Annotated in this window: 18 protein-coding genes; 12 read left to right on the top strand and 6 right to left on the bottom strand. The window is 60.8% G+C overall.

Features of this window, described 5'->3' with window-relative positions:
• Window positions 1-58: 58 nt before the first annotated feature.
• From PXH66_RS14275 to rpmG, 3 genes are all read left to right on the top strand, one after another.
• Window positions 59-436, top strand: coding sequence for an NADH-quinone oxidoreductase subunit A (locus tag PXH66_RS14275; protein WP_330929118.1), 378 nt, complete (start codon window positions 59-61; stop codon window positions 434-436).
• A gap of 86 nt (window positions 437-522) precedes the next feature.
• A complete protein-coding gene (locus tag PXH66_RS14270; protein ID WP_330929119.1) occupies window positions 523-1,821 on the top strand; it encodes a diadenylate cyclase in 1,299 nt (432 codons plus the stop codon).
• 153 nt (window positions 1,822-1,974) lie between these two features.
• Window positions 1,975-2,139: a 50S ribosomal protein L33 gene (gene rpmG / locus PXH66_RS14265; protein WP_330929120.1), complete on the top strand. Its 165-nt coding sequence runs from the start codon at window positions 1,975-1,977 to the stop codon at window positions 2,137-2,139.
• 133 nt (window positions 2,140-2,272) lie between these two features.
• Here rpmG and PXH66_RS14260 read toward each other — a convergent pair whose 3' ends face one another.
• Together PXH66_RS14260 and PXH66_RS14255 are read right to left on the bottom strand one after the other, a co-directional pair.
• Complete coding sequence (locus PXH66_RS14260) at window positions 2,273-2,518, bottom strand: hypothetical protein (protein WP_330929121.1); 246 nt, start codon at window positions 2,516-2,518, stop codon at window positions 2,273-2,275.
• Between the two features lie 340 nt (window positions 2,519-2,858).
• On the bottom strand, window positions 2,859-3,956 hold the full coding sequence (locus PXH66_RS14255; RefSeq protein WP_330929122.1) for an Mrp/NBP35 family ATP-binding protein: 1,098 nt from the start codon (window positions 3,954-3,956) through the stop codon (window positions 2,859-2,861).
• A 107-nt stretch (window positions 3,957-4,063) separates the two neighbouring features.
• Here PXH66_RS14255 and PXH66_RS14250 point away from each other — a divergent pair, with 107 nt between their 5' ends.
• Window positions 4,064-5,257, top strand: a complete 1,194-nt coding sequence (locus PXH66_RS14250; protein WP_330929123.1) for a biopolymer transporter Tol — start codon at window positions 4,064-4,066, stop codon at window positions 5,255-5,257.
• 81 nt (window positions 5,258-5,338) lie between these two features.
• Here PXH66_RS14250 and PXH66_RS14245 read toward each other — a convergent pair whose 3' ends face one another.
• Window positions 5,339-5,971 (bottom strand): superoxide dismutase, encoded by a 633-nt coding sequence (locus tag PXH66_RS14245; RefSeq protein WP_330929124.1) that lies wholly within the window; start codon window positions 5,969-5,971, stop codon window positions 5,339-5,341.
• Window positions 5,972-6,035: 64 nt separating this feature from the next.
• Entirely contained in the window at window positions 6,036-6,593 is a 558-nt protein-coding gene (locus PXH66_RS14240; RefSeq protein WP_330929125.1) for a nucleoside deaminase, read from the bottom strand.
• 116 nt (window positions 6,594-6,709) lie between these two features.
• Here PXH66_RS14240 and infA point away from each other — a divergent pair, with 116 nt between their 5' ends.
• From infA to rapA, 8 genes are all read left to right on the top strand, one after another.
• Entirely contained in the window at window positions 6,710-6,982 is a 273-nt protein-coding gene (gene infA, locus PXH66_RS14235; RefSeq protein WP_330929126.1) for a translation initiation factor IF-1, read from the top strand.
• Window positions 6,983-7,054: 72 nt separating this feature from the next.
• On the top strand, window positions 7,055-7,999 hold the full coding sequence (gene xerD, locus PXH66_RS14230; protein WP_330929127.1) for a site-specific tyrosine recombinase XerD: 945 nt from the start codon (window positions 7,055-7,057) through the stop codon (window positions 7,997-7,999).
• A 189-nt stretch (window positions 8,000-8,188) separates the two neighbouring features.
• Window positions 8,189-8,806, top strand: a complete 618-nt coding sequence (locus PXH66_RS14225) for a hypothetical protein (protein ID WP_330929128.1) — start codon at window positions 8,189-8,191, stop codon at window positions 8,804-8,806.
• Between the two features lie 109 nt (window positions 8,807-8,915).
• Window positions 8,916-10,994 carry a matrixin family metalloprotease gene (locus PXH66_RS14220; RefSeq protein WP_330932051.1) on the top strand — a complete coding sequence of 693 codons (2,079 nt, stop codon included), beginning with the start codon at window positions 8,916-8,918 and terminating at the stop codon, window positions 10,992-10,994.
• Window positions 10,995-11,025: 31 nt separating this feature from the next.
• Window positions 11,026-13,800, top strand: coding sequence for a DUF1592 domain-containing protein (locus tag PXH66_RS14215; protein WP_330929130.1), 2,775 nt, complete (start codon window positions 11,026-11,028; stop codon window positions 13,798-13,800).
• Between the two features lie 30 nt (window positions 13,801-13,830).
• Complete coding sequence (locus PXH66_RS14210; RefSeq protein WP_330929131.1) at window positions 13,831-15,180, top strand: DUF1552 domain-containing protein; 1,350 nt, start codon at window positions 13,831-13,833, stop codon at window positions 15,178-15,180.
• Between the two features lie 23 nt (window positions 15,181-15,203).
• Window positions 15,204-15,752 (top strand): hypothetical protein, encoded by a 549-nt coding sequence (locus PXH66_RS14205; protein ID WP_330929132.1) that lies wholly within the window; start codon window positions 15,204-15,206, stop codon window positions 15,750-15,752.
• Window positions 15,753-15,795: 43 nt separating this feature from the next.
• Window positions 15,796-18,648, top strand: a complete 2,853-nt coding sequence (rapA, locus tag PXH66_RS14200) for an RNA polymerase-associated protein RapA (RefSeq protein ID WP_330929133.1) — start codon at window positions 15,796-15,798, stop codon at window positions 18,646-18,648.
• A gap of 113 nt (window positions 18,649-18,761) precedes the next feature.
• Here rapA and lepB read toward each other — a convergent pair whose 3' ends face one another.
• Together lepB and PXH66_RS14190 are read right to left on the bottom strand one after the other, a co-directional pair.
• The gene (lepB, locus tag PXH66_RS14195) at window positions 18,762-19,487 is read right to left on the bottom strand and encodes a signal peptidase I (protein ID WP_330929134.1); all 726 of its coding nucleotides are present in this window, start codon (window positions 19,485-19,487) and stop codon (window positions 18,762-18,764) included.
• A 68-nt stretch (window positions 19,488-19,555) separates the two neighbouring features.
• Complete coding sequence (locus PXH66_RS14190; protein ID WP_330929135.1) at window positions 19,556-20,131, bottom strand: hypothetical protein; 576 nt, start codon at window positions 20,129-20,131, stop codon at window positions 19,556-19,558.
• Window positions 20,132-20,175 lie beyond the last annotated feature (44 nt).

Below are 20,175 nucleotides of genomic sequence, written 5' to 3'. Positions count from 1 at the left end.
TTTCGGACGAGTTTCCCCTTGTCAGCCCCGGGACCGTCGCGCCTGTATTTGTAACGTCATGACTTCCGCAGCCTATTTGCCATTGTTGATTCAAGCGGTCCTCGCCCTCGGGGTGGGACTCACGATCCTGATCGTGAATCATTTGGCGGCCCAACGGGTGCGCACTCCGAATGCGATCAAAGACACCGCCTACGAGTGTGGCGTGAAGGGTGACGGCATCGTGCACACGCGGTTTTCAGTAAAGTTCTACGTCACCGCGATGCTGTTCCTGCTTTTCGACATCGAGGTCGTTTTCCTCATTCCGTGGACCTTCGTCTACCGTGATTTCCTGGCCAACAACATCGCGATTTTGTCGCCGATGATGTTCTTCCTCTTTGTGCTCGTGCTGGGACTTTTTTACGAAGTCAAAAAAGGCGCTCTCGCCTGGGAGAAGTGAGTCGGAACTGAACGGCGAAGATACGGGATATGCGGCTGGAAAAATTAATCGCCCGAAGCCGTGTCGTAGAGCTGCAAAGCACCACCATGAAGGGGGCTTTGGGCGAAATGTTGGCGGCATGCTCGCAACGCTTCGAGGACCTCAAGACGGAGCCGCTGCTGCGCGGCTTGCTGGCTCGCGAAGCCACCATGACCACCTACCTGGGGCTCGGCGTGTCGCTGCCGCATGTGCGGGCCAAACTCGGGCGCCGTTACATTCTCGCCCTCGGACGGAGTCGGGCGGGAATCGATCACGATGGCACGGACGGTGAACGCTCCCACATCGTCATCATGTTGCTCGCCGATGAGAAATCGCGGGATTACCTGCAAGTATTGGCCGCCATTGCCCGGTTGGTGAAGGAACCGGAACTGGTGCAAAGTTTGGTGGAGTCGGACTCGGTCGACATGCTCTACGATCGTCTGATCGCCGGTTTGGGCGGCATGCAGGTGCGTCGGGTGCCCCAAAAGCAAAACCGCATGAATCGCCTCATGATTCGCGAGGCCGATCGGGTGGCCAAGGGGGCGGAGTGCGACGCGATCCTGGTGATGGGGGATGTCTTCATCGGGGGCATCGATACCTCCATGTGGACGCCCAAAATCAAATCCATTCTCGTGACCAAAAGCGGGGCGGATGGCACGAGCGCTTTCGACGCGTTTGCCGAAGTGATTCAGGTGCGATCGTTTTCGCCTCAACGGCTCGCGCAGGTGCGCAGCGCGATTCTCGTGGCGCTGACGCGGGGGATTATTTCCTTCACCGATCGATTGTGCTGCATCGGTGGCGTGCAGGGGAGCAACCAGTTTGACACCGTGGGTGTCGTCGACGTGGAACGGGAATTCCAGACGTTGCTCACCGGCAATGCCGATTTGCTGCCGGACGACGTGAAACCCGAAGTCTTCGAGCGCGTGATTGCCGTGGCGACGGAACTGGGTGTGGAAGGTCGTGAAGGGAAGCCGGTGGGCTGCCTGTTCGTCGTCGGGGCGTCCGCGCAGGTGGAAAAACTGACCAAGCCCCTCGTGTTGAACCCGTTCTACGGATACAAGGACGAGGATCGCAACATCCTGAATCCGTTCATGGACGAGACGGTAAAGGAATTTTCGACCATTGACGGAGCCTTTGTCATTCAAGGTGACGGCGTGGTCGTATCGGCCGGCAGCCTCATCCAGGCCACCGACAGCGAACACCTTTTGCCCAGTGGTTTGGGCAGTCGTCACGCCGCCGCCGCCGCCATTAGTTTGGCGACGCAGTGCATCGCCGTCGTGGTTTCGGCCAGCACGGGTCAGGTCACCCTGTTCCGGCGCGGTGTCATGCTGCCGCTGACGGAAAAGAAAGTCATCACCGAAGGTTGATCGGAAAGTCGCGGACAAAACCAGATCGTCCGCCTTCGATCAATCGCATCCATTCCTGCATGGAACAGCTCCGCCTATGCCAGTCCGGGTAAGTTTGCGCTTGCGGAAGGGGGGAGGAAACCGTTGTTCTGACCGTTCTAACACTTTCAAGCCATGCAAGAACAAGTCATCATCGAGTGCACCGAGGCCCGCAAAGAGGGTAAATACGCCTCCAAATACCTCACCACGCGCAACAAGAAAACCGTCACCGAGCGGATCGAGAAGAAGAAGTATAATCCTTCGCTGCGCCGCCACACGGTTCACAAAGAGATCAAGTAATCGGTCCGACCGATCGCTCACAATTTCCACCGGAGTCCACCGCGACTCCGGTTTTTTTATGGTCGGGGGCGACGCCCCGACGGTTTCGGAGCAGGAGGACGGGACGACGTTCAGCGCCCGTCCCGACCACGATTTATTTGGCCGCGTTTTGTTTTTGCGTCCGGTCGGGTCGGCGAGCGGTGCGCCAGCTTTCGCGGTGTTTGCGAATCCAATCGAGCAAAGCTTTTTCAAAGCCGATGTCGTAGCCCAGACGCTCCGACTCGATCCACTTGTGTCGGAGGATCTCTTCGCGTTCGGCCAGGAACTCTTGATAGAGGGATGATTGCTTCACGAACTCCCGGGAGGCGGGAGATTCGGCAGTCTTGGTTCTGTGCGACATGGATACCACTTCAGTCGAGTTTGAGTTGGCGGTGCGGCGTCGTGACGATCATCGATCCCGGAGCGGACTCACTCCAAGAAGGCGGTAAACGCGTCGGTCTCGGTGGGGTATCACCGCAGATCGGAGTCCGGCTGATGAAAGCGAAACTTCGATCACGGATCGGGCCGGATCTTGGAGAAGAGTGTAGGTCAAAGTTTGTCAGCGCCTCCGTGTCCCGAGGGACAGGGTTGAGAACACCAAGTTTGAGTAAGTCGCGAACAAACTTAGTCCGTCCATATCCGGTGTCAATGTCAGCGAAGCGCAGCTGTCATTGGCGCGCCCATTCGGACCCTCGGCGACATTAGGCGTCCGGGGCGGGAGTCCCTGGTTTTTTGGCCAAACGGTCCAAGATGGTTGCTCCGATTTGGGTGAAGACTTCGGCGGCGACGCTTGCCGGCTGCGTGACAACGACGGGTTTGCCGGCGTCACCGCCCTCGCGGATTTCGGGAATGAGGGGAACCTGCCCCAGCAGGCTCGTGCCGAGACTTTCGGCGGTGAGTTCCCCTCCGCCTTCCCCGAACAGGGCGTGTTTTTGTCCGGCGGGATCGACGAAATAGCTCATGTTTTCCGCGACGCCGATCAGGGGCACATTGACCTTCTGGAACATCAGGCCGCCTTTGCGGGCGATGTTGGTAGCGGCGGGTTGCGGGGTGGTGACCAGCACGGCACCGTCGAGCGGAATGGTTTGGACCAGCGACAGTTGCGCATCGCCCGTGCCGGGCGGAAGGTCGATCAGCAGCACGTCGAGTTCGCCCCATTTCACGTTTTGGACGAATTGCTGCACGGTTTTCATGATCATGGGACCGCGCCACACGACCGGCGTGTTGTCGTCGATGAGAAAGCCCATGCTCATGACTTTAACGCCGTGCGCTTCCATGGGAATGAGCAGATCGCCTTCAATGTTGGGGCGACCGGAAAGCCCGATCATGAGGGGCACGCTGGGTCCGTAGATATCGCAATCCATCAGGCCCACGCGACCGGGGCGTCCGGCATCGGCGAGCGATTTGGCCAGCGCGCAGGCGAGGTTCACCGCGAACGTGCTCTTGCCGACTCCCCCCTTACCTGACGCGATGGCGACGGCGTGCTTGATTTTGGCGTGGGCGGAATTCGCGGCGTTGCCCGCGAGATTGCCACCGCCGGTCGGCGCGGGCGCTTTAGGCGCGGAGACCGCGATATCAATGACCGTCTCCTTGATTTCGGGCATAGCTTGTAAGCAGGCCTCGACCTCGCGCTTGAGTTGCAGCGGGGTCTTGGGGTCGTTGGTGGTCAGCGCCAGGGACACTTTGGCGGTGCCATCGACGAAGGCGGCGGAGCGCACGATGCCGAATGAAACGATATCCCGGCTGAAACCGGGATATTTTACCTGCTTGAGCTGTTCCTTGATGGCTTCAGGAGTCACGAATGATAAATTGGTTGGGAACGAAGTTGGACCGAAAGGGGTTTAACGTTGTTTAGTTGGCCCACGCTGTAAATACGAATGGCCGGAAACCCGGCCTCGAACCTGTCATGACACGTCATCGCTTTTTTCTTTCTCTGCTGCTTTCTCTGATTTCCCTGCCGCTGGCGGCGCAACGCGCGACCGATATCGGCGTGGTCGATGTAAGGACGGCCGTTTCCACGGTTCCGGTCCGAGTCAGCGCGAGTCCGGAGGAACTCGACAAGTTGGCCAACTTCGCCTTCGAGGCCCACGGTCGCTACCAACGTGTCACCAGTGACCCGGTTTACAACATTCGCTTTACGGCGGTGGCGGGAAACCGGGTGCAAGTCGACGTGACGCGCGGTTCCACGCCGACGCTGTCCCGGACCGTCACGGGTTCCTCCCTGCGCCATGCGTTGTTGAAAGCAGCCGATGTGGCGGTGGAGTCCACGGGCGGAGGCAAAGGATTCTTCGCCTCGCAACTCGCCTTCATTGCGGAGCGGACCGGTCGCACGGAGGTTTACACGGGTGATTTGTTCTTCGGCGGCGTGCGTCAACTCACCTCCGACGGCGCGTCGGCGATGTCGCCGCGCTGGTCGCCCGATGGTTCGAAAATACTCTACACGAGTTTTCACCGTTCGAACGCGGCCGACATCTTCATGATCGATCTGGGCACGATGCAGCGTAACAGCTTCGTGAGTTTCAAGGGCACCAACCAAGGCGCGCGCTTCAGTGCCGACGGTTCCAAAGTGGCGATGGTGCTCAGCGGCGAAGGCAACCCCGAGGTCTATGTGGCCAACGCCAACGGCCGCGGCGTCACGCGCCGCACCAAAACGAGTGGCGTCGAGTCCTCCCCGGTGTTTTCGCCTGACGGTCGCCAATTATTGTTCACCTCGGATGCCGCCGGGGGACCGCAACTTTACGTCATGCCCGTGACCGGCGGGCGGATGAGCCGACTGCCGACGAATATCAGCCGCTACTGTGCCGAACCGGATTGGAGCACCGGCGATCCGACCAAGATCGCTTTCACGATGCGCATCGGCCGCGGCTTCCAGATCGGCCTCTTCGATCTCAAAACCCGGGCCGTGGCCAAGCAGGTCTCGCGCGCCCCGGAAGATGCCGTGGAGCCGGTCTGGCTCGCGGACGGCCGTCACCTGCTCTATACCGCCCGGGCCGCGAATTCCCGCAGTATTTGGTTACTCGATACGGAGACCGGCAGGTCCACGCGCCTGAGCGCGTCGTCGCTGGGATCGGTTTCCCAAGCCTCAGTCGTGCTGCCGTAGGGTCGTCCGAAACTCTGAGGCGCAAAAAAGCCGTCCCTTGGTCGGGGACGGCTTTTTGCTGGGCGACGAGTGGCCGAAGGATCAGGCGATCGCGGCGGCGTAGTTGGCGGCGGCGGCGTCCCAGTCGACCACGTTCCAGAACGCGGCGATGTAATCGGGGCGCTTGTTCTGATAGTTCAGGTAGTAGGCGTGTTCCCACACGTCCAGACCGATGACGGGCTGGCCGCCGATACCAGCGACCGCCTCGCCCATGAGCGGGCTGTCTTGGTTGGCGGTGGAGCCGATGGCGATGGACTTGTCGGCCTTGACGTAGAGCCAGGCCCAGCCGGAGCCGAAGCGGCCCACGCCGGCGGCGGAGAATTTTTCCTTGAAGGCGTCGAACGAACCGAAGGCGGCGTCGATGGCGGCGGCGAGGTCGCCGGTCGGCGCGCCACCTTTACCCGGGCCGAGGATGGTCCAGAAGAAGGAGTGGTTGGCGTGGCCACCGGCGTTGTTGCGCAGCGGGCCGCGGATGGAGTCGGGCACCTTGCTGAGGTCGGAAATCAGCTCTTCGACGGAAAGGGCGGCGAGGTCGGCGTGACCTTCGAGCGCGGCGTTGGCCTTGGCGATGTAAGCGGCGTGATGCTTGTCATGATGGATCTCCATCGTGCGGGCATCGAAATGCGGTTCGAGCGCGTCGGCGGCGTAGGTGAGGGCGGGTAGTGAGTAAGCCATAATTGTGTGAGCTTCGAGGGTTGAATACTGAAGTCTTGCAACGTGCTGAAACCCGACCCTCTCGTCAATCGCCGGAACCGTTTTCCTCGGACGATGCGCCCGGAGCCGCGCGTTTGAGTTTGAAGTAGGCGCGGATGAGTTCGCGGCATTCGTCTTCGAGCACGCCGCCGGCGGTGATCTCGCAACGGTGGTTGACCCGCGGCAGCTCGCTGAGGTTGGTCGCACCGCCCAGGCAGCCCATTTTGGGGTCGGGCACGGCGTAGACCACCCGCTTGAGTCGGGACATCAACGTGGCCCCCGAACACATGGGGCACGGTTCCTTCGTCACGTAGAGCGTGCAGTTTTCCAGGCGCCAATTGCCGATCGCGGCGGCGGCCTGCGTGATCGCGAGCATCTCGGCGTGGGCGGTGGGATCTTCACCGTGTTCGACGGTGTTATGGGCGAAGGCGATGACCTCGCCTTCGCGCTCGATCACGCAGCCGATGGGCACTTCATCGCACCGCCAGGCGTCGATGGCCTGGTTGAATGCGAGGCTCATGAAGAAGGTGTCATCGCGCACCAATTGGGAAGGAAACCGCTTTTCAAACGGGCAAGGGAACGGCTTCTCGGGAGGAACTGACATGGTCGAAAGGAGTAAAGCCTTGACTAAGCGGTGTGATCGTTGGCTTACAAGTGGCTTTTGCGCACCTGATTATTGCATGACCGAACACCTGATTATTGACCGAAAGGTCCCCCTGTATGCCTGACGGAGACTCGATCGAAGTGGAGGGAAAGATCGTAGCCGTCCTCCCCGGCACGATGTTTAGAGTGGAGCTCGCCAACGGGCACCAAGTGCTCGCCCATATTTCAGGGAAGCTGCGCAAGCATTTCATCAAGATCGCCGCGGGCGATACGGTGAAGATGGAGATGAGCCCTTACGATTTGGAAAAGGCCCGCATTACCTACCGGATGCGCACGCCTCCTCCCGGTGGTTTCAAACGTCGTCCCGGTGGCGGCGGACGTCGCCGCTAAGCGGACGGCGTCTTTACCGCGACCGCGCGGGTTGAGCGCTTGCACCGACCCGGTGGTCAGCCAACGTATGGCATGCCGCCGCGCCCTGTCACCGACCTCGATCTGCCGGAGGCCATGGCCGAGGCGATCACCGACTTCGGTGCTTCCCTGGCCTTGGAGCGGGGCCGATCGGACAAAACAGTTCAGGCCTATGAACATGACCTGCGGCAGGCGGCCGAATTTTTCGCGCAGCGTGGTCATAGTGATTGGCGCAGGGTTTCGCGGGCGGATGCCGCCGCGTGGGCCGAAGAGCTGAGCGATCGAAAACTGGCGGCTTCCAGCACGGCGCGAAAATTGTCCGCGTTGCGCATGTTTGCCCGCTACCTCGTGCACAATAGTGTGCGTCCCGACGAGTTCACCGAATTGCTCGCGGGACCCAAGCTTAGGCGCAAGTTGCCCGCCACCCTCACGACGGAGGAAGTCCTGCGAATTCTGGCGGCACCGACGGGTGGCGACGAGTTTGGTCTGCGTGACCGCGCCATGTTGGAGCTGTTCTATTCCAGTGGACTGCGCGTATCCGAATTGTGCGGACTGACCCTGCAGCAGATCGATTTGGAGGAGGGTTTTGTCCGCGTTTGGGGCAAGGGCTCCAAGGAGCGGGTCGTGCCGGTGGGCGAAGCGGCGGTCTCCGCGATCAAGGCTTATCTCGAATCCGGCCGGCCGCATTTTGTGAAGACGAGCAAGACCGGCAGCCAATTGTTTCTCAGCAAACGGGGCACCGCCATTTCGCGTAAAATGGTCTGGGTGGTGGTGAAACAACACGCTCAGCGCGCCGGAGTCACCAAGCCGGTGAAACCACACTTGTTGCGCCACTCCTTTGCCACTCACCTGCTCGGCGGCGGGGCGGATCTGCGTGCCATCCAGGAAATGCTCGGGCACGCCAACATTGGCACCACCCAGATTTACACGGCCGTCGAAGAAACGCGCCTGGTCGAACATCACGCGAAATTTCACCCCCGCAAGAACGGTGACGCCTGACGCCCGACCGGGTTGAGGAGGCGCGGGTGGGATCGGTGGTTAGACGGCCCGGGATTAGCGCGGAAAATTTTCGGTTTTGGACTCGCCAGCAGCACGGGTGTCGGCCCCGATGACGTCTGACTCAGGTGCTCTGGCCGGTGCCTGTTCATTCACTCGTCACCTCAACATCCCCTAAAGAGCAGGAGTCCGATGAACTATATTTTTGGCCGCGCTGTGCGCTGCGGTGTCATTTTGGTGCTGATGTTGCTCCCGACATCAGCCGGACTGGCCACTTCGTTGCGTCCGATCACCTTCCCTGAACTCGCGACCCGAGCAGAAGACGTGGTGCATGCTCGAGTCACGCGGGTTCACGCATTCGCCGACGTTTACGAAGGACGACCTTTGGTGCGCACGGCAGTGGAATTTGAAGTCTTGGCGTCGGTTGACGGCGTCGTCCGGGAGCGCGGCCTGACCTTGAGGTTTTTGGGCGGAAGCGTGGGCAACAAGACGATGCGCGTGGACGGCATGCCGACGTTTCGTCGTGGTGAAGAAGTGGTTTTGTTTCTGCACCAAGGGGAACGGCAGGCGTGTCCCTTGGTCGGGTGGGGGAACGGTCGCTACAATGTGGTGCGGGAGCCGGCTTCGGGGGCCTCCTATCTTACGCGGGATGATGGTCGCGTCTTGCCAACCATCGAAGCCGTCGACCAGCGGCTGCGGACGGGACCGCAATCCGAGCGACTCGACGCCGAGGATGGTGCCCGGGTTTCGCTGGAGCGGTTTCTGGCGGCGGTGAAGACGGAACGCGAACGAAAGGCACGGAGTGAATAGGCGGAGGTCCCTTCTCCGCGTCGCCACAACCGGATTGGCGTTGTCGCTGGGCTCGACGTTGCTGGGTTTTGTTTCCAATCGCACACCGTGGCCCGACGGAAATGTGCGGGTGGAATTAAACCTGGGTGTCCCGTCCGCGCCGCTTCGCGACGGCAAGACCTCTTTCGATGCCGTCGCCGCCGATGTGATCGCGCTATGGAATGCGGAGATCGATCGGACCACCATGGTGGCGGTGTCGAGATCGCTGGCGCCGGTCGGGGACGAAAACGGCTATAACAACGTGTTCTTCGACTCCAATACCTACGGAGAAGACATGGGCGATGCCCTTGCCATCACGATCACCTACATCGACACGGGACAGTTTCGTCATGAATCGGACATTGTGGTGAATTCTTCCTACACGTGGGATTCCTATCGCGGACCATTGGAGGACGACACGGACGATTTGCACCGCGTCCTGTTGCACGAGTTCGGTCACTTTTTGGGGTTGGGGCATCCGGACGAAAATTTTCAATCGGTGGATGCGATCATGAATTCCGTCGTCGGCGATCTCGACGCGCTGCAGTTGGACGACACCTACGGTATCGCGTTCAATTACAATGTAGGAGGGAGCTACGGAGGCGTGGGCGACAACGATGACCATGGCGGCACATTTGCCACGGCCACCGTCATCTCGAGAAACGACACGGTGTCTGCCCGACTGGGTTCATGGGACCACGACTATTTCGCCGTGCAGCTCACGACCTCCGGCAGTCTCACCATCCGCTCGACCGGGGACATCGATACCTACGGATACCTTTACGGTGCGGCCGGGGAATTGCATGCCATCAACGATCAAGGTGGTGACGGCGATAATTTTTTGATGATCGGCGGAATGCTCACGCCCGGCACCTATTACGTGCTCGTGGAAGGCTATTCCGGCTCCACGCTGGGTGAGTATACGCTGCAGGTGAGTTTTGACAGTGACCCCGCAGCGGGCGACACGGTGGGCAACACGTTTGCGAGCGCGGCGTCGCTGGGCCTCGACGCCGAAACCTCCGCCGCCATCGACTACAATTTTGATATCGATTACTATCAGGTCGTGCTGACCCAGGCGGGCTACCTGCATGTTTCATCGACCGGGGATCTGGATACGCTGGGCGGGATATTGGACGGGGATGAAAACGTGATCGCGTTCGACGACGAATCGGGGGAAGGCAGTAATTTCAGCTTTCGGTCACGACTGTTGATGCCCGGAACCTACTACATCGAAGTCACCGGATTTTTAGGAACACACGTGGGATCCTACGGCCTCACCACCCGATTCGAACCGGTGGAAGGAGAGCTTTCCACGGCGGCTCGATTGATGAATTTGTCGGTGCGCACCGGGGCGAGCGGAGCGTTTGGGCCGTTGATTGTGGGCTTCGTGACGGAAGGTTCTTCGAAGCTGCTGTTGGTCCGCGGGGTGGGGCCCACGTTGGCGGGGTTTGGCGTCACGGATTACATGGGCGACCCGCGTCTGACGATGTATGATTCCGCGCAGGCCGAGGTCGACGCCAACGATGACTGGATCGAGGCGGATGATGCTTTGGAGCTGGCGCTGTTGGCCGACGAAGTGGGGGCTTTCGATCTCACCGCTTATTTGGACTCGGCAATCCAAGCCACGCCCTCTCCCGGTGCTTACACCATTCATGTGGAGGACTATGATGACGAGGCGGGGCAGGCCCTGGTTGAAGTCTACGATGCGGATGGTCTCAACGTCTCCGGCCGGTTGTTGAACCTTTCCACGCGCACGCAGGTGGGCTTGGAGGGGAGTATTCTCACGGCGGGTTTCGTGGTGGCGGGAGAAGGCACCATCAGGCTGTTGATTCGCGGGGTCGGGCCGCAACTGGCGACCTTCGGCGTGACGGATGCCTTGGCTGACGTCCGAATCGATCTCTTCAACGCGACGCCCTCGATCATCGGTTCGAACGACGATTGGGGTGATGCCCAAGGGGATATTGCGGCCGCCAGCGCGACGGTTGGGGCGTTTGCCCTTGATGCCGGTTCCGCCGATGCCGCCCTGCTGGTCGAACTCTCGGCGGGTTCCTATACCGTGCAGATGAAAGGAGTCGGTGATGCGTCGGGGCAGGGGCTTATCGAGGTTTACGAGATACCATCGCAGGCGGATTTACTGAACGGCAACCGCGGAGGGAACAGGACTCGCTAGACATTGGCGAGGTGAGGTTCAGGCTGCCTCCATGCCCCTTTTGCCGGTGTTGTTACCCCAGTCGGCGACACGGAACCCTCGCGCGTTGGCGCGTCGGTTGCTGTCGGGATTGATCGTCGCCGCGAGTATGGGGGCGATCGAAGTCTCGGCGCAAATGAGGGCTGAAATCGTGCCATCATTTGTGGAGGCACACTGCGTGCGCTGTCACAATGCCACCGATCTCGAGGGCGGGCTCGATCTCGAGGCGTTTCGATTCCAGGCCGATGATCCGGATAATTTTTCCCGGTGGGTGAAAATGCATGATCGCGTCGAAGCCGGGGAGATGCCGCCAGCCTCGAACTCGAAACGTCGCCATGTCGCGCCCGAAGATCGCAGCGCATTTGTGCGCTCTCTCGCCGATATCCTGACCGACGCGGAGAAGTCGCGCGTGGCACGGGAGGGTCGTGCCGTGCAACGTCGCCTCAATCGTTACGAATACGAAAATGCCCTTCGCGATCTGCTCAATCTGCCGTGGGTGCGTTTGAAGGACCGGTTGCCCCCTGATGGCGAAGCCCATCGCTTCAACAAGGTCGGCACCGCGCTGGATGTTTCCCATGTGCAGATGGCGCGCTACCTTAGCTCGGCGGACTACGCCCTGCGGCAAGCGCTCAGTCAGCGCTTTGCGGGTCAATCCACCACGACGCAGCGGTATTATGCGCGGGATGAACCCAGTTTGGTGCGCAATTTCTGGCCGCGCCAAGGCAGCACGCTGACCGATCGTCATGCGTTCCCCGTGCTGGACGGTCATGCCCAACCCGAGGTGCGCGCCGGACGGGCGCCGATCACGGAAAGCTCTACGCGCGAACGTGAAGCTGTAGGCAAAATCTCGAGCACGTTCAGCGATGCCGGCGGCTACCGGTGGTCGAAGTTTCGCGCCCCGGTGGGCGGGCATTACACGCTGCGGTTCAAAGGCTACACCCTGTGGGCCAGCGGCGGCGGTGTGAGTCGCTGGTTCTTCAATGGGGTCGGCGACGCCAAAACACCGGTGTATTGGCTGCCGCTTTGGCATCGACCTAATCTCGACGAAATCTGGCCCGGGCGGCGCGCTGAGCCGATCGGCGTGTTCGGGCAAAGTGGAGGGCAGGGGCGTTTTCTGGGCACCTTCGATTTCGGGCCCGAACCCGGCGTGCACGAGATCAATGTCGTGCTGCAGCCCAACGAGGTCATCCAAACCGATGGTTCGCGCCTCTTCCGCACCCGCGTCAACGGCACCAACGAACAATACATCAATCCGCTCGCGCAACCCGATGGCATGCCCGGTTACGCCGTCCAGTGGATGGAGGTCGAAGGACCGTTCGAGGATCCTGCATCACCGGAAAGTGGATACGCAGTGCTCTTCGAAGATTTGCCGCTGCGAGAGATCGCCGCCGGGAAGTCCGCCGTGACGCTTTCGGTGGTCGCAACTGAGGCGGTGGAAAATGGCGATCGACCGGGTTGGGGAACGCCTGCGCCCGTCGATGTGGCGGTGGAGGTCGTATCAAATGATCCCACGGCGGATGCGCGCCGCCTGCTGCGTTCGTTTCTGGATCGAGCCTATCGTCGTCCGGCCAATCCGGATCACTATGAGCAATTCGTCGGTTTGTTTGAGCGCCAATACGGGCTCGGCTACGGTTTCGCCCAGTCGATGATCTCGGCCTACACCGCCGTGCTCGCATCGCCGGGATTTCTGTTCGTCGAGGAAGCTCCCGGCCTCCTCGATGACTACGCGATCGCGACGCGCCTTGCCTTGTTTCTGTGGAACTCCACGCCCGACGCTGAGCTGCGCGCGTTGGCGGCGGACGGACAGTTGCGCGATCCCGAAGTTTTGCGGACGCAAACGAATCGACTCATCGACGACCCCAGATCTCGTCGGTTCGTGGATGCGTTCACCGATTATTGGCTCGATCTGCGCAAGTTCGACGACACCTCGCCCTCAGCCACGCTTTATAACGATTACGAACTCGACGATCCCCTGAAGCAGGCGTCGATCTTTGAAACCCAGTTGTTTGTGCAGGAACTACTGCGAGCGGATTTGCCGGCCCGCAACGTCGTCGACTCTGAGTTCACCTTTCTAAATGAGCGGTTGGCGGCGCACTACGATGTGCCCGGGATCGCGGGGGCCAAAATGCGCAAAGTGACGTTGCCGGCCGAATCCGTGCGCGGTGGCCTGCTCACCCAAGCCAGCGTGTTGAAGGTCACCGCCAACGGAACGACGACTTCGCCCGTGATTCGCGGCAACTGGATCACCGAACGCATCCTCGGTTATCAAACGCCTCCACCGCCACCGGTGCCGGCGGTCGAGCCCGATATTCGCGGAGCCGTGACGATTCGTCAGCAACTGGAAAAACACCGGGCCGATGCGTCCTGTGCCTCCTGTCACGCGCGAATGGATCCGCCGGGTTTTGCGTTGGAAAGCTTCGATGTGATGGGAGGCTGGCGCGATCGTTACCGCGCGATCGATGAGCAAGTGGAGGCGATCGAAGGGCTGGGAATGAACGGCCAAAAGTTTGCGTATCACTTCGGCCTACCGGTCGATAGTGCCGGGGAGTTGCCCGACGGGAGTCCGTTCGCTGATGTCACCGACTTCAAGGCGCTCTTGTTACAGCACGAGGAAACGATCGCGCGCAATCTCGCCCGGCAGCTCACGATTTATGCGACCGGCGCGCCGGTTCTTTTTTCCGATCGACCGTCGATCGAATCTATTTTGCAACGCGCTGCCGCGCACGATTACGGCATGCGCACGCTCGTGCACGAAATCGTGCAAAGTGACCTCTTCCAAAGTAAGTAGCTCACGTTCCCCCCCTCGTTCCGACGTCCCATGAAAACTTCACGCCCCGCTTCCGTTCGAGCTCCCTTTGTATCGACGCGCGACCCGTTGTCCCGGCGTCGGTTCCTACGTGGCATCGGGGTGGCCATGTCGTTGCCGTTTTTGGAGTCAATGCTGCCGGGCTTTGCACGGGCGGCGGCCCCGAGTTCATCGCCGTTGGCTCCGGGAGCCACCCCGCGCCGCATGTTTGGCATTTGCAACAACCTCGGGTTGTTGCCCGATCAGTTTTTCCCCACGGGAGCCGGGCGCGATTATCAAGCTTCGCCCTATCTTAACCTGCTCCGGGATCATCGCGAAGACTTCACCGTGCTCAGCGGCGTGTCGCATCCCAATGTGGATGGCGGGCATCCGGCCGATATCAGTTTTCTGACGGCCGCGCCGCATCCCGGCAGCAGTTCGTTTAAGAACACGATCTCGCTCGATCAGCACATCGCCGAACACATCGGACCAATGACGCGTTTTCCGTCGCTGACGCTCGCAGTCAATACCGCTTCGCGCAGTTTGTCGTGGACGGGCAGTGGAGTCGCGATCCCGCCGGAGGAAAGTGCGGCGGCGGTGTTCCGGCAGTTGTTTTTACAGGGATCGCCGGAACAGATCGAGGCCCAGATCCGAAAACTGGATACAGGCCGCAGTATTCTCGATGTGATCGCGGGGCAGTCGCGCGACTTGCAACGCAGTGTCGGCGCACGAGACCGCGATCGCTTGGATCAGTATTTTACCAGCGTGCGCGATTTGGAAAACCGTCTGCAGGCTTCGCGGGGTTGGGAACGTCGGCCGAAACCAGTGGTGGCGGTCGAGGCTCCGGTCGACCCGTCCAGTCCGGCGTTCTACATGGCCAAGGTGAAGAACATGTATGATCTGGCCAAGCTGGCGTTTGAAACCGACTCGACGCGCTCGATCACCCTCATGCTCAACAGCGTCGGCACGCCGGTCGTGGCGGTGCGGGGAGCCAACATTACCGAGGACTACCACAATCTGTCTCATCACGGTAAATCCGAGGACAAGTTGAAGCAGCTCAAGATCCTCGATGAGTGGCAGATGAAGCTGCTGGCCGGACTGTTTAGCGATCTGAAATCCGTGCGGGAGGAAGAGGAATCGCTACTCGATCGCACGATGGTGCTCTATGGTTCCAACCTTGGGGACGCCAACGCGCACTCGACCACCAACATGCCGACACTGTTGGCGGGTGGAGGTTTCAAGCACGGGCAGCATTTGGTGCACGACAAGCAGCAGAATTATCCGTTACCCAATTTGTTTGTCTCCATGTTGCAGCGGATGGGCATCGAGGACGACAAGTTCGCCTCGTCCACGGGCACGATGCGCGGGCTGGAGATGAGCTGAAGGTTTTCTTATTTTAACCACCGATGGACACAGCTAAACACCGATTCAGAAACGCGTTCGCCTTGGTCGTGGTGGGGCTTTGGTGTTTCGCCGCGCCCGCGAGGGCGGCGGAGACCGTGCTGGATTTTGAAGGTGGCGCGCTGGGGGAGTGGATTCCCACGTGGGAAGAGCAGGGCGTGGCGCTCGGATTGGCGTGGAAACCCACTGAATCCACCGCCGAGGGCAGTCTGACGTTCTTTCCCCACATCGGCACGGAAAACCAAGGTATTCTCGCTGCCATGGCCGATGAGCCGATTCCGCTGGAAGCACGTTTTCCAGTGCCGGTGAGTCGCGTCGTGGCGCGGTGTTGGGCGCATACCGGCAGCGCGGCTATGTTGGAAGCGTTTGATAATGAAGGTAATCAACTGGATTTCGTAAGAATCGAGCGCGTGCCCCAGCGCACCGATCCAAGCCAGCCGATGCCGACGTTCGAGCTGGAAGTGAGTGGCAAAGGGATTGCCTACGTGCGTTTCAGCGGCCCGCGGGAAGGCGAATATCTCGCGGTGGATGAGCTTCGTTTTGTGATCGACTAAAATTCGCTTTGAAACCGGGCGAACGCGGGTTCGTTGTGGGAGCGTGTCGTTAAATCGAATCGGACAACGTTGTGTAAGTGAGCCGGAACCTGAGTTGGGTTTGGGCATTGTCGTGAGCCTGGATGGCGGGCGCATCGGGGTGTCGTTCCCGGCGGCCGGCGAGCAGCGGCTCTATGGGCAGGGCACCACGGTGCTCTCCCGGGTGCAGTTCCGCGAAGGCCAAAAGGTGGCTACGCGCAAGGGCGAGACGTTTGTCGTCGAATCCGTCGATGAGCAGGATGGCTTGCTGGTCTATGTCGGCGGAGGCCATCGCATCGTGGAGGATGAAATATCCGACGTCGCCGGTGCGGCGGGTCCGCTCGATCGTCTCATGGCGGGGCAAACCGATGAGGGATCCGTCTTCAATCTGCGTCACCGCGCCCTGCAGGCGAAATCCCAGTTTCTCGCTTCGCCCGTGCGCGGTTTCCTCGGCGGGCGGCTGGAGCTCATCCCGCACCAGTTCTACATCCTGCAAACCGTCACCTCGCGGCAGATCCCGCGGGTGCTGTTGGCCGATGAAGTGGGTCTGGGTAAAACGATCGAGGCCTGTCTCATCCTGCAGCGTCTGCTCACGGTGGGCAAAGTGAAGCGGGCGCTCATCCTCGTGCCCGAGTCGCTCACGCACCAATGGTTCGTCGAGTTGCTGCGCCGCTTTAATCTCTGGTTCAGTATCTTCGACGAGCAACGTTGTTTCGATTGCGAAGCCAGCGACCCGGAGGAGAACCCGTTTCTGAGCGATCAACTCGCGCTGTGCAGTGTTGAGTTTCCTGCCAAGCACGAGAACCGTTTCGAACAAGTCGTCGCGGCGGGCTGGGACATGATCGTGGTCGACGAAGCCCATCATCTCGGTTGGTCAGTCAATGCAGACGACGTGAGCCCGGAATATCGGCTCGTCGAGGCGTTGGCCAAAAAGAGCCGCGGGTTACTGTTGCTCACCGCCACGCCGACGCAGCTCGGCCTGGAGGGGCATTTTGCTCGTCTGCGCCTGCTCGATCCGCACCGCTACAGCGACTTGGAGGCGTTTCGCGACGAAGCCGAAGACTTCGGCAAGGTGGCCGAAGTTGCGGAGAAGATCGTCGAAGGCAAACGACTCGACGCGGCCGATCACAAGAAGTTGGCGCAAATCTTCGACCGCGACCCCGATACGTTGGCGGAGCATCTGGCATCTCTCGAAAAGGGTAAACCCGGCGCCCGCGACGAACTGCTGCGCACGCTGCTCGATCAACACGGCACCGGTCGCGTGGTGTTTCGCAACACTCGTGCGGCCATGACGGGCTTCCCGTCGCGCCAGTTTTGTCCGGTGCCGCTGCCGGCGGAGTCGCCCGCGTTGCTCACTCGCGTGGCCCGCGAGCTCGAGGCCGAGGAAACTGGCCGTGCGAGCGAGATCCGGCACAATTTTCGCGATGACCCGCGCATCCTGTGGTTGGTCGATTTCCTCAAGGCCGATCCGAGCCGCAAAGTGCTCATCATTTGCCGCACCCAGCGCAAAGTCGTCGCGATCGAAGCGGCGTTGCGCGAGAAGATGACCGCCAAAGCCGGCGTCTTTCACGAAGGCCTGGAACTGGTGCAACGTGACCGCAACGCCGCTTGGTTTGCGGAGACCGATGGCGCGCAATTATTGATCTGTTCCGAGATCGGCAGCGAGGGTCGCAATTTCCAGTTTGCCCACCACCTCGTCCTCTTCGACCTGCCGCTCAACCCCGGTTTGGTCGAGCAACGTATCGGCCGGCTCGACCGTATCGGGCAAACGGAGACGATTCGCATTCATGTGCCCTACATCGAGGGCAGCGCCGAGGCTTGCGTGGTCGAGTGGTATGAGCACGGACTCGACGCCTTCGCCCAGCCCATGCATGGCGGCAACGAGTTTGCCCAAGCCTTCCGCGAACGGGTCTTGGTTTTGGCCACGCGCTTCGGCGTGGGCAAAAAGCCGCCGGAGCCGAAGGAACTGAAGGCCCTCATCGCCGAGACGGCGAAGTATCGTGCCGCGTTGCTGGAGAAAATGCATCGCGGCCGGGACCGTTTGCTGGAGCTGAATTCCTTCGATCCCCAAGTGGCGGCCGAGGCCATCGCGGCGGTGCGCGCAGCGGATGAGGATCTGACCATGCGCCGCATCGTGACCGAGCTCATGGAGCACTTTGGTGTGCGCATGAAAGACCACGAGGAAGGCGATTTCTTCCTCGATGCCGATCACGCCTACGTGGAAGGATTTCCGTCCATTCCGCGCGATGGCATGCTGGCGACGTTTGACCGCCAGCGCGCGATTGTGCGCGAAGATATTCGATTCGTTTCGGCGGACCATCCGCTCGTCACCGACAGTCTTGATTTGTTGATCAACTCGCCCACCGGCACGACCGCGTTTGGGTTGGTTGAGGCGGAAGTGCCCAACATTCTCGTCGAAGCCGTTTTCGTGCTCGAAACGGTGGCCGACTCGCGTTGGCACGTGGACCAGTTCCTATCGCCTCAGCCGGTGCGGATGGTGGTCGATTTGCGCGGCGGTGATCTCACCGCTGAGTGGGACGTCGCCACGGTGACCGATCTCGTCAAGGACGTCCCGATCGCGCCGTTTTTGGAGCGGCCCGAGTTTAATCCCGCGTTGCTCAAAAACCTCATTGATGGCGCCACCGATCTGGCAGAGCGCAAGGTGGTCCAAGTGAAAACGGCCGCGGAGCAGTCCGCGCAGGCGCAGCTCGGAGCCGACCTGCAACGCCTGGTGGATTTGTCGAAACTCAACGACCACGTGCGTCCGGAAGAAATCAAACTCGCGCAACAACAGCTCAAGAAAACCTGTGGCGCGATTCGCGACGCCCGCGTGCGTCTCGACTCCATCCGTCTGATTGTCGCGGGGTTTTCGTTGTAAGCCGGTCAGCTCAGGAGGGTCGAGCGCGAGCGAGCTCGCGGCCTACGGTGCGAACCACGCGCCGTAGGTGGGTCAACTGCATGAGGAATTGACGATACTCCGGCAGGACCCGACTACCGCAATGCGGAGAAAAACCGGGACCAGCGAGGCAGGTAGGTGTCGTTGATGTCGAGCGAGGCCAGGACGCCTTCGGCTTTACCGAGCACCGCTTCCCGGTGGGCGAAGCCATAGACCCGCGAGTCGTGGCTGTTGTCGCGGGAATCGCCCATCAGGAAATAGCGATCGAGTGGAACGGTGACCGGACCGGCGTTGCGATGGGGCGCTGATACCACCGTCAACCCCATCACGGGGTGCGAAACCCCGGCGAGTTGTTCCTCGGCAAACGCGGCATGTGGCCGGAATCGACGCGCAATGGTGGCCCCGTAATCCTGCGTGGGCGGACCGTAATCGACCGGTGCGCTGTTGAGGATCAGATGATTGTCGCGCAATTCGATCGTATCTCCGGGCACTCCCACGACCCGTTTGACGAGACGGGTTTGGTCCTCCGGCAAAAGCACGACAATGATGTCACCGCGCCGGGGCTCGGACCACGTCGCGAGGTGGATCTGGGTAAGTGGCACGCGCAGGCCATAGGCCAGCTTGTTCACCCAGACGACGTCACCTTCGAGGATCGTCGGGTTCATTGAACCCGTGGGCACCGGGCTGTAGTCGACCACCGATGAGCGCAGCGGCACCCACACGAAGGCGAAGAATATCACATAACCTCGCCACGCCCGCCACTGTTGGCGGGCAACGGCGAAAAAGTGGTCACGGACGGAATCAAATGAGGCGCGCTTCATGGCTAAGTGAGTCCGCCAAACGGGCGACAGGTTTCACCTCAATTCACGCGCCCGAAAACTGGCGCGGTTTAGTTGTGCACCGAGTAGACCTCGACGACCACGTCGCCAGTGCCCCCGGACTTGGAGCTGACCACAACCGTGTAGTTGCCGCCGGGCAGTCCGATCGCGTTCGAGTAGTCGGCCACGACGGGGGTGTCGACCGTGGGAACGACCACCGCAAAGGCGCCCAGGGCGGCGGCGGTCTCGGCCACTGAGGCGGCGTTGGTGGCGCGAACGGCGGCGGTGGCGTCGTTCTCATTATCGGGGTTGAGCGGCGCAGTGAAGTCGCTCCAATTGGCGGATATTTCGACCTCGGCGGCGTTGAATACCTGCACCTGCGGATCGGCGAGCGCGTTGGTCACCGCAAACTGGGCGAGTCCTGGCCCGATGGCGCGCAACAAGAGCGTCTTGGGGTAGAGTGGTCGATCGGGGTCGGGATTGCCGGGGACCGTAAAACCCACGATGACGCGGGGATTGTCCGGCGTGATCGTGGTTCGGGTGGAGATGTTGACGAGCGGCTGATCGCGATCGGGATTCTCCTGGGCCCACAGCGGGGACAGACTGATGGTGGCCGATGCGAGGAGCAGCAGGATGAGTTTTTTCATGGGGTGGGGGGATTTCGGTTCAGTGCCCGATACAGGCAGATTGG

Source organism: Synoicihabitans lomoniglobus, assembly GCF_029023725.1.
In the GTDB taxonomy this organism is placed as follows: domain Bacteria; phylum Verrucomicrobiota; class Verrucomicrobiia; order Opitutales; family Opitutaceae; genus Actomonas; species Actomonas lomonigloba.
Note: the sequence above shows the minus strand (reverse complement) of the source record. Positions and strands in the feature narration are given on the sequence as shown.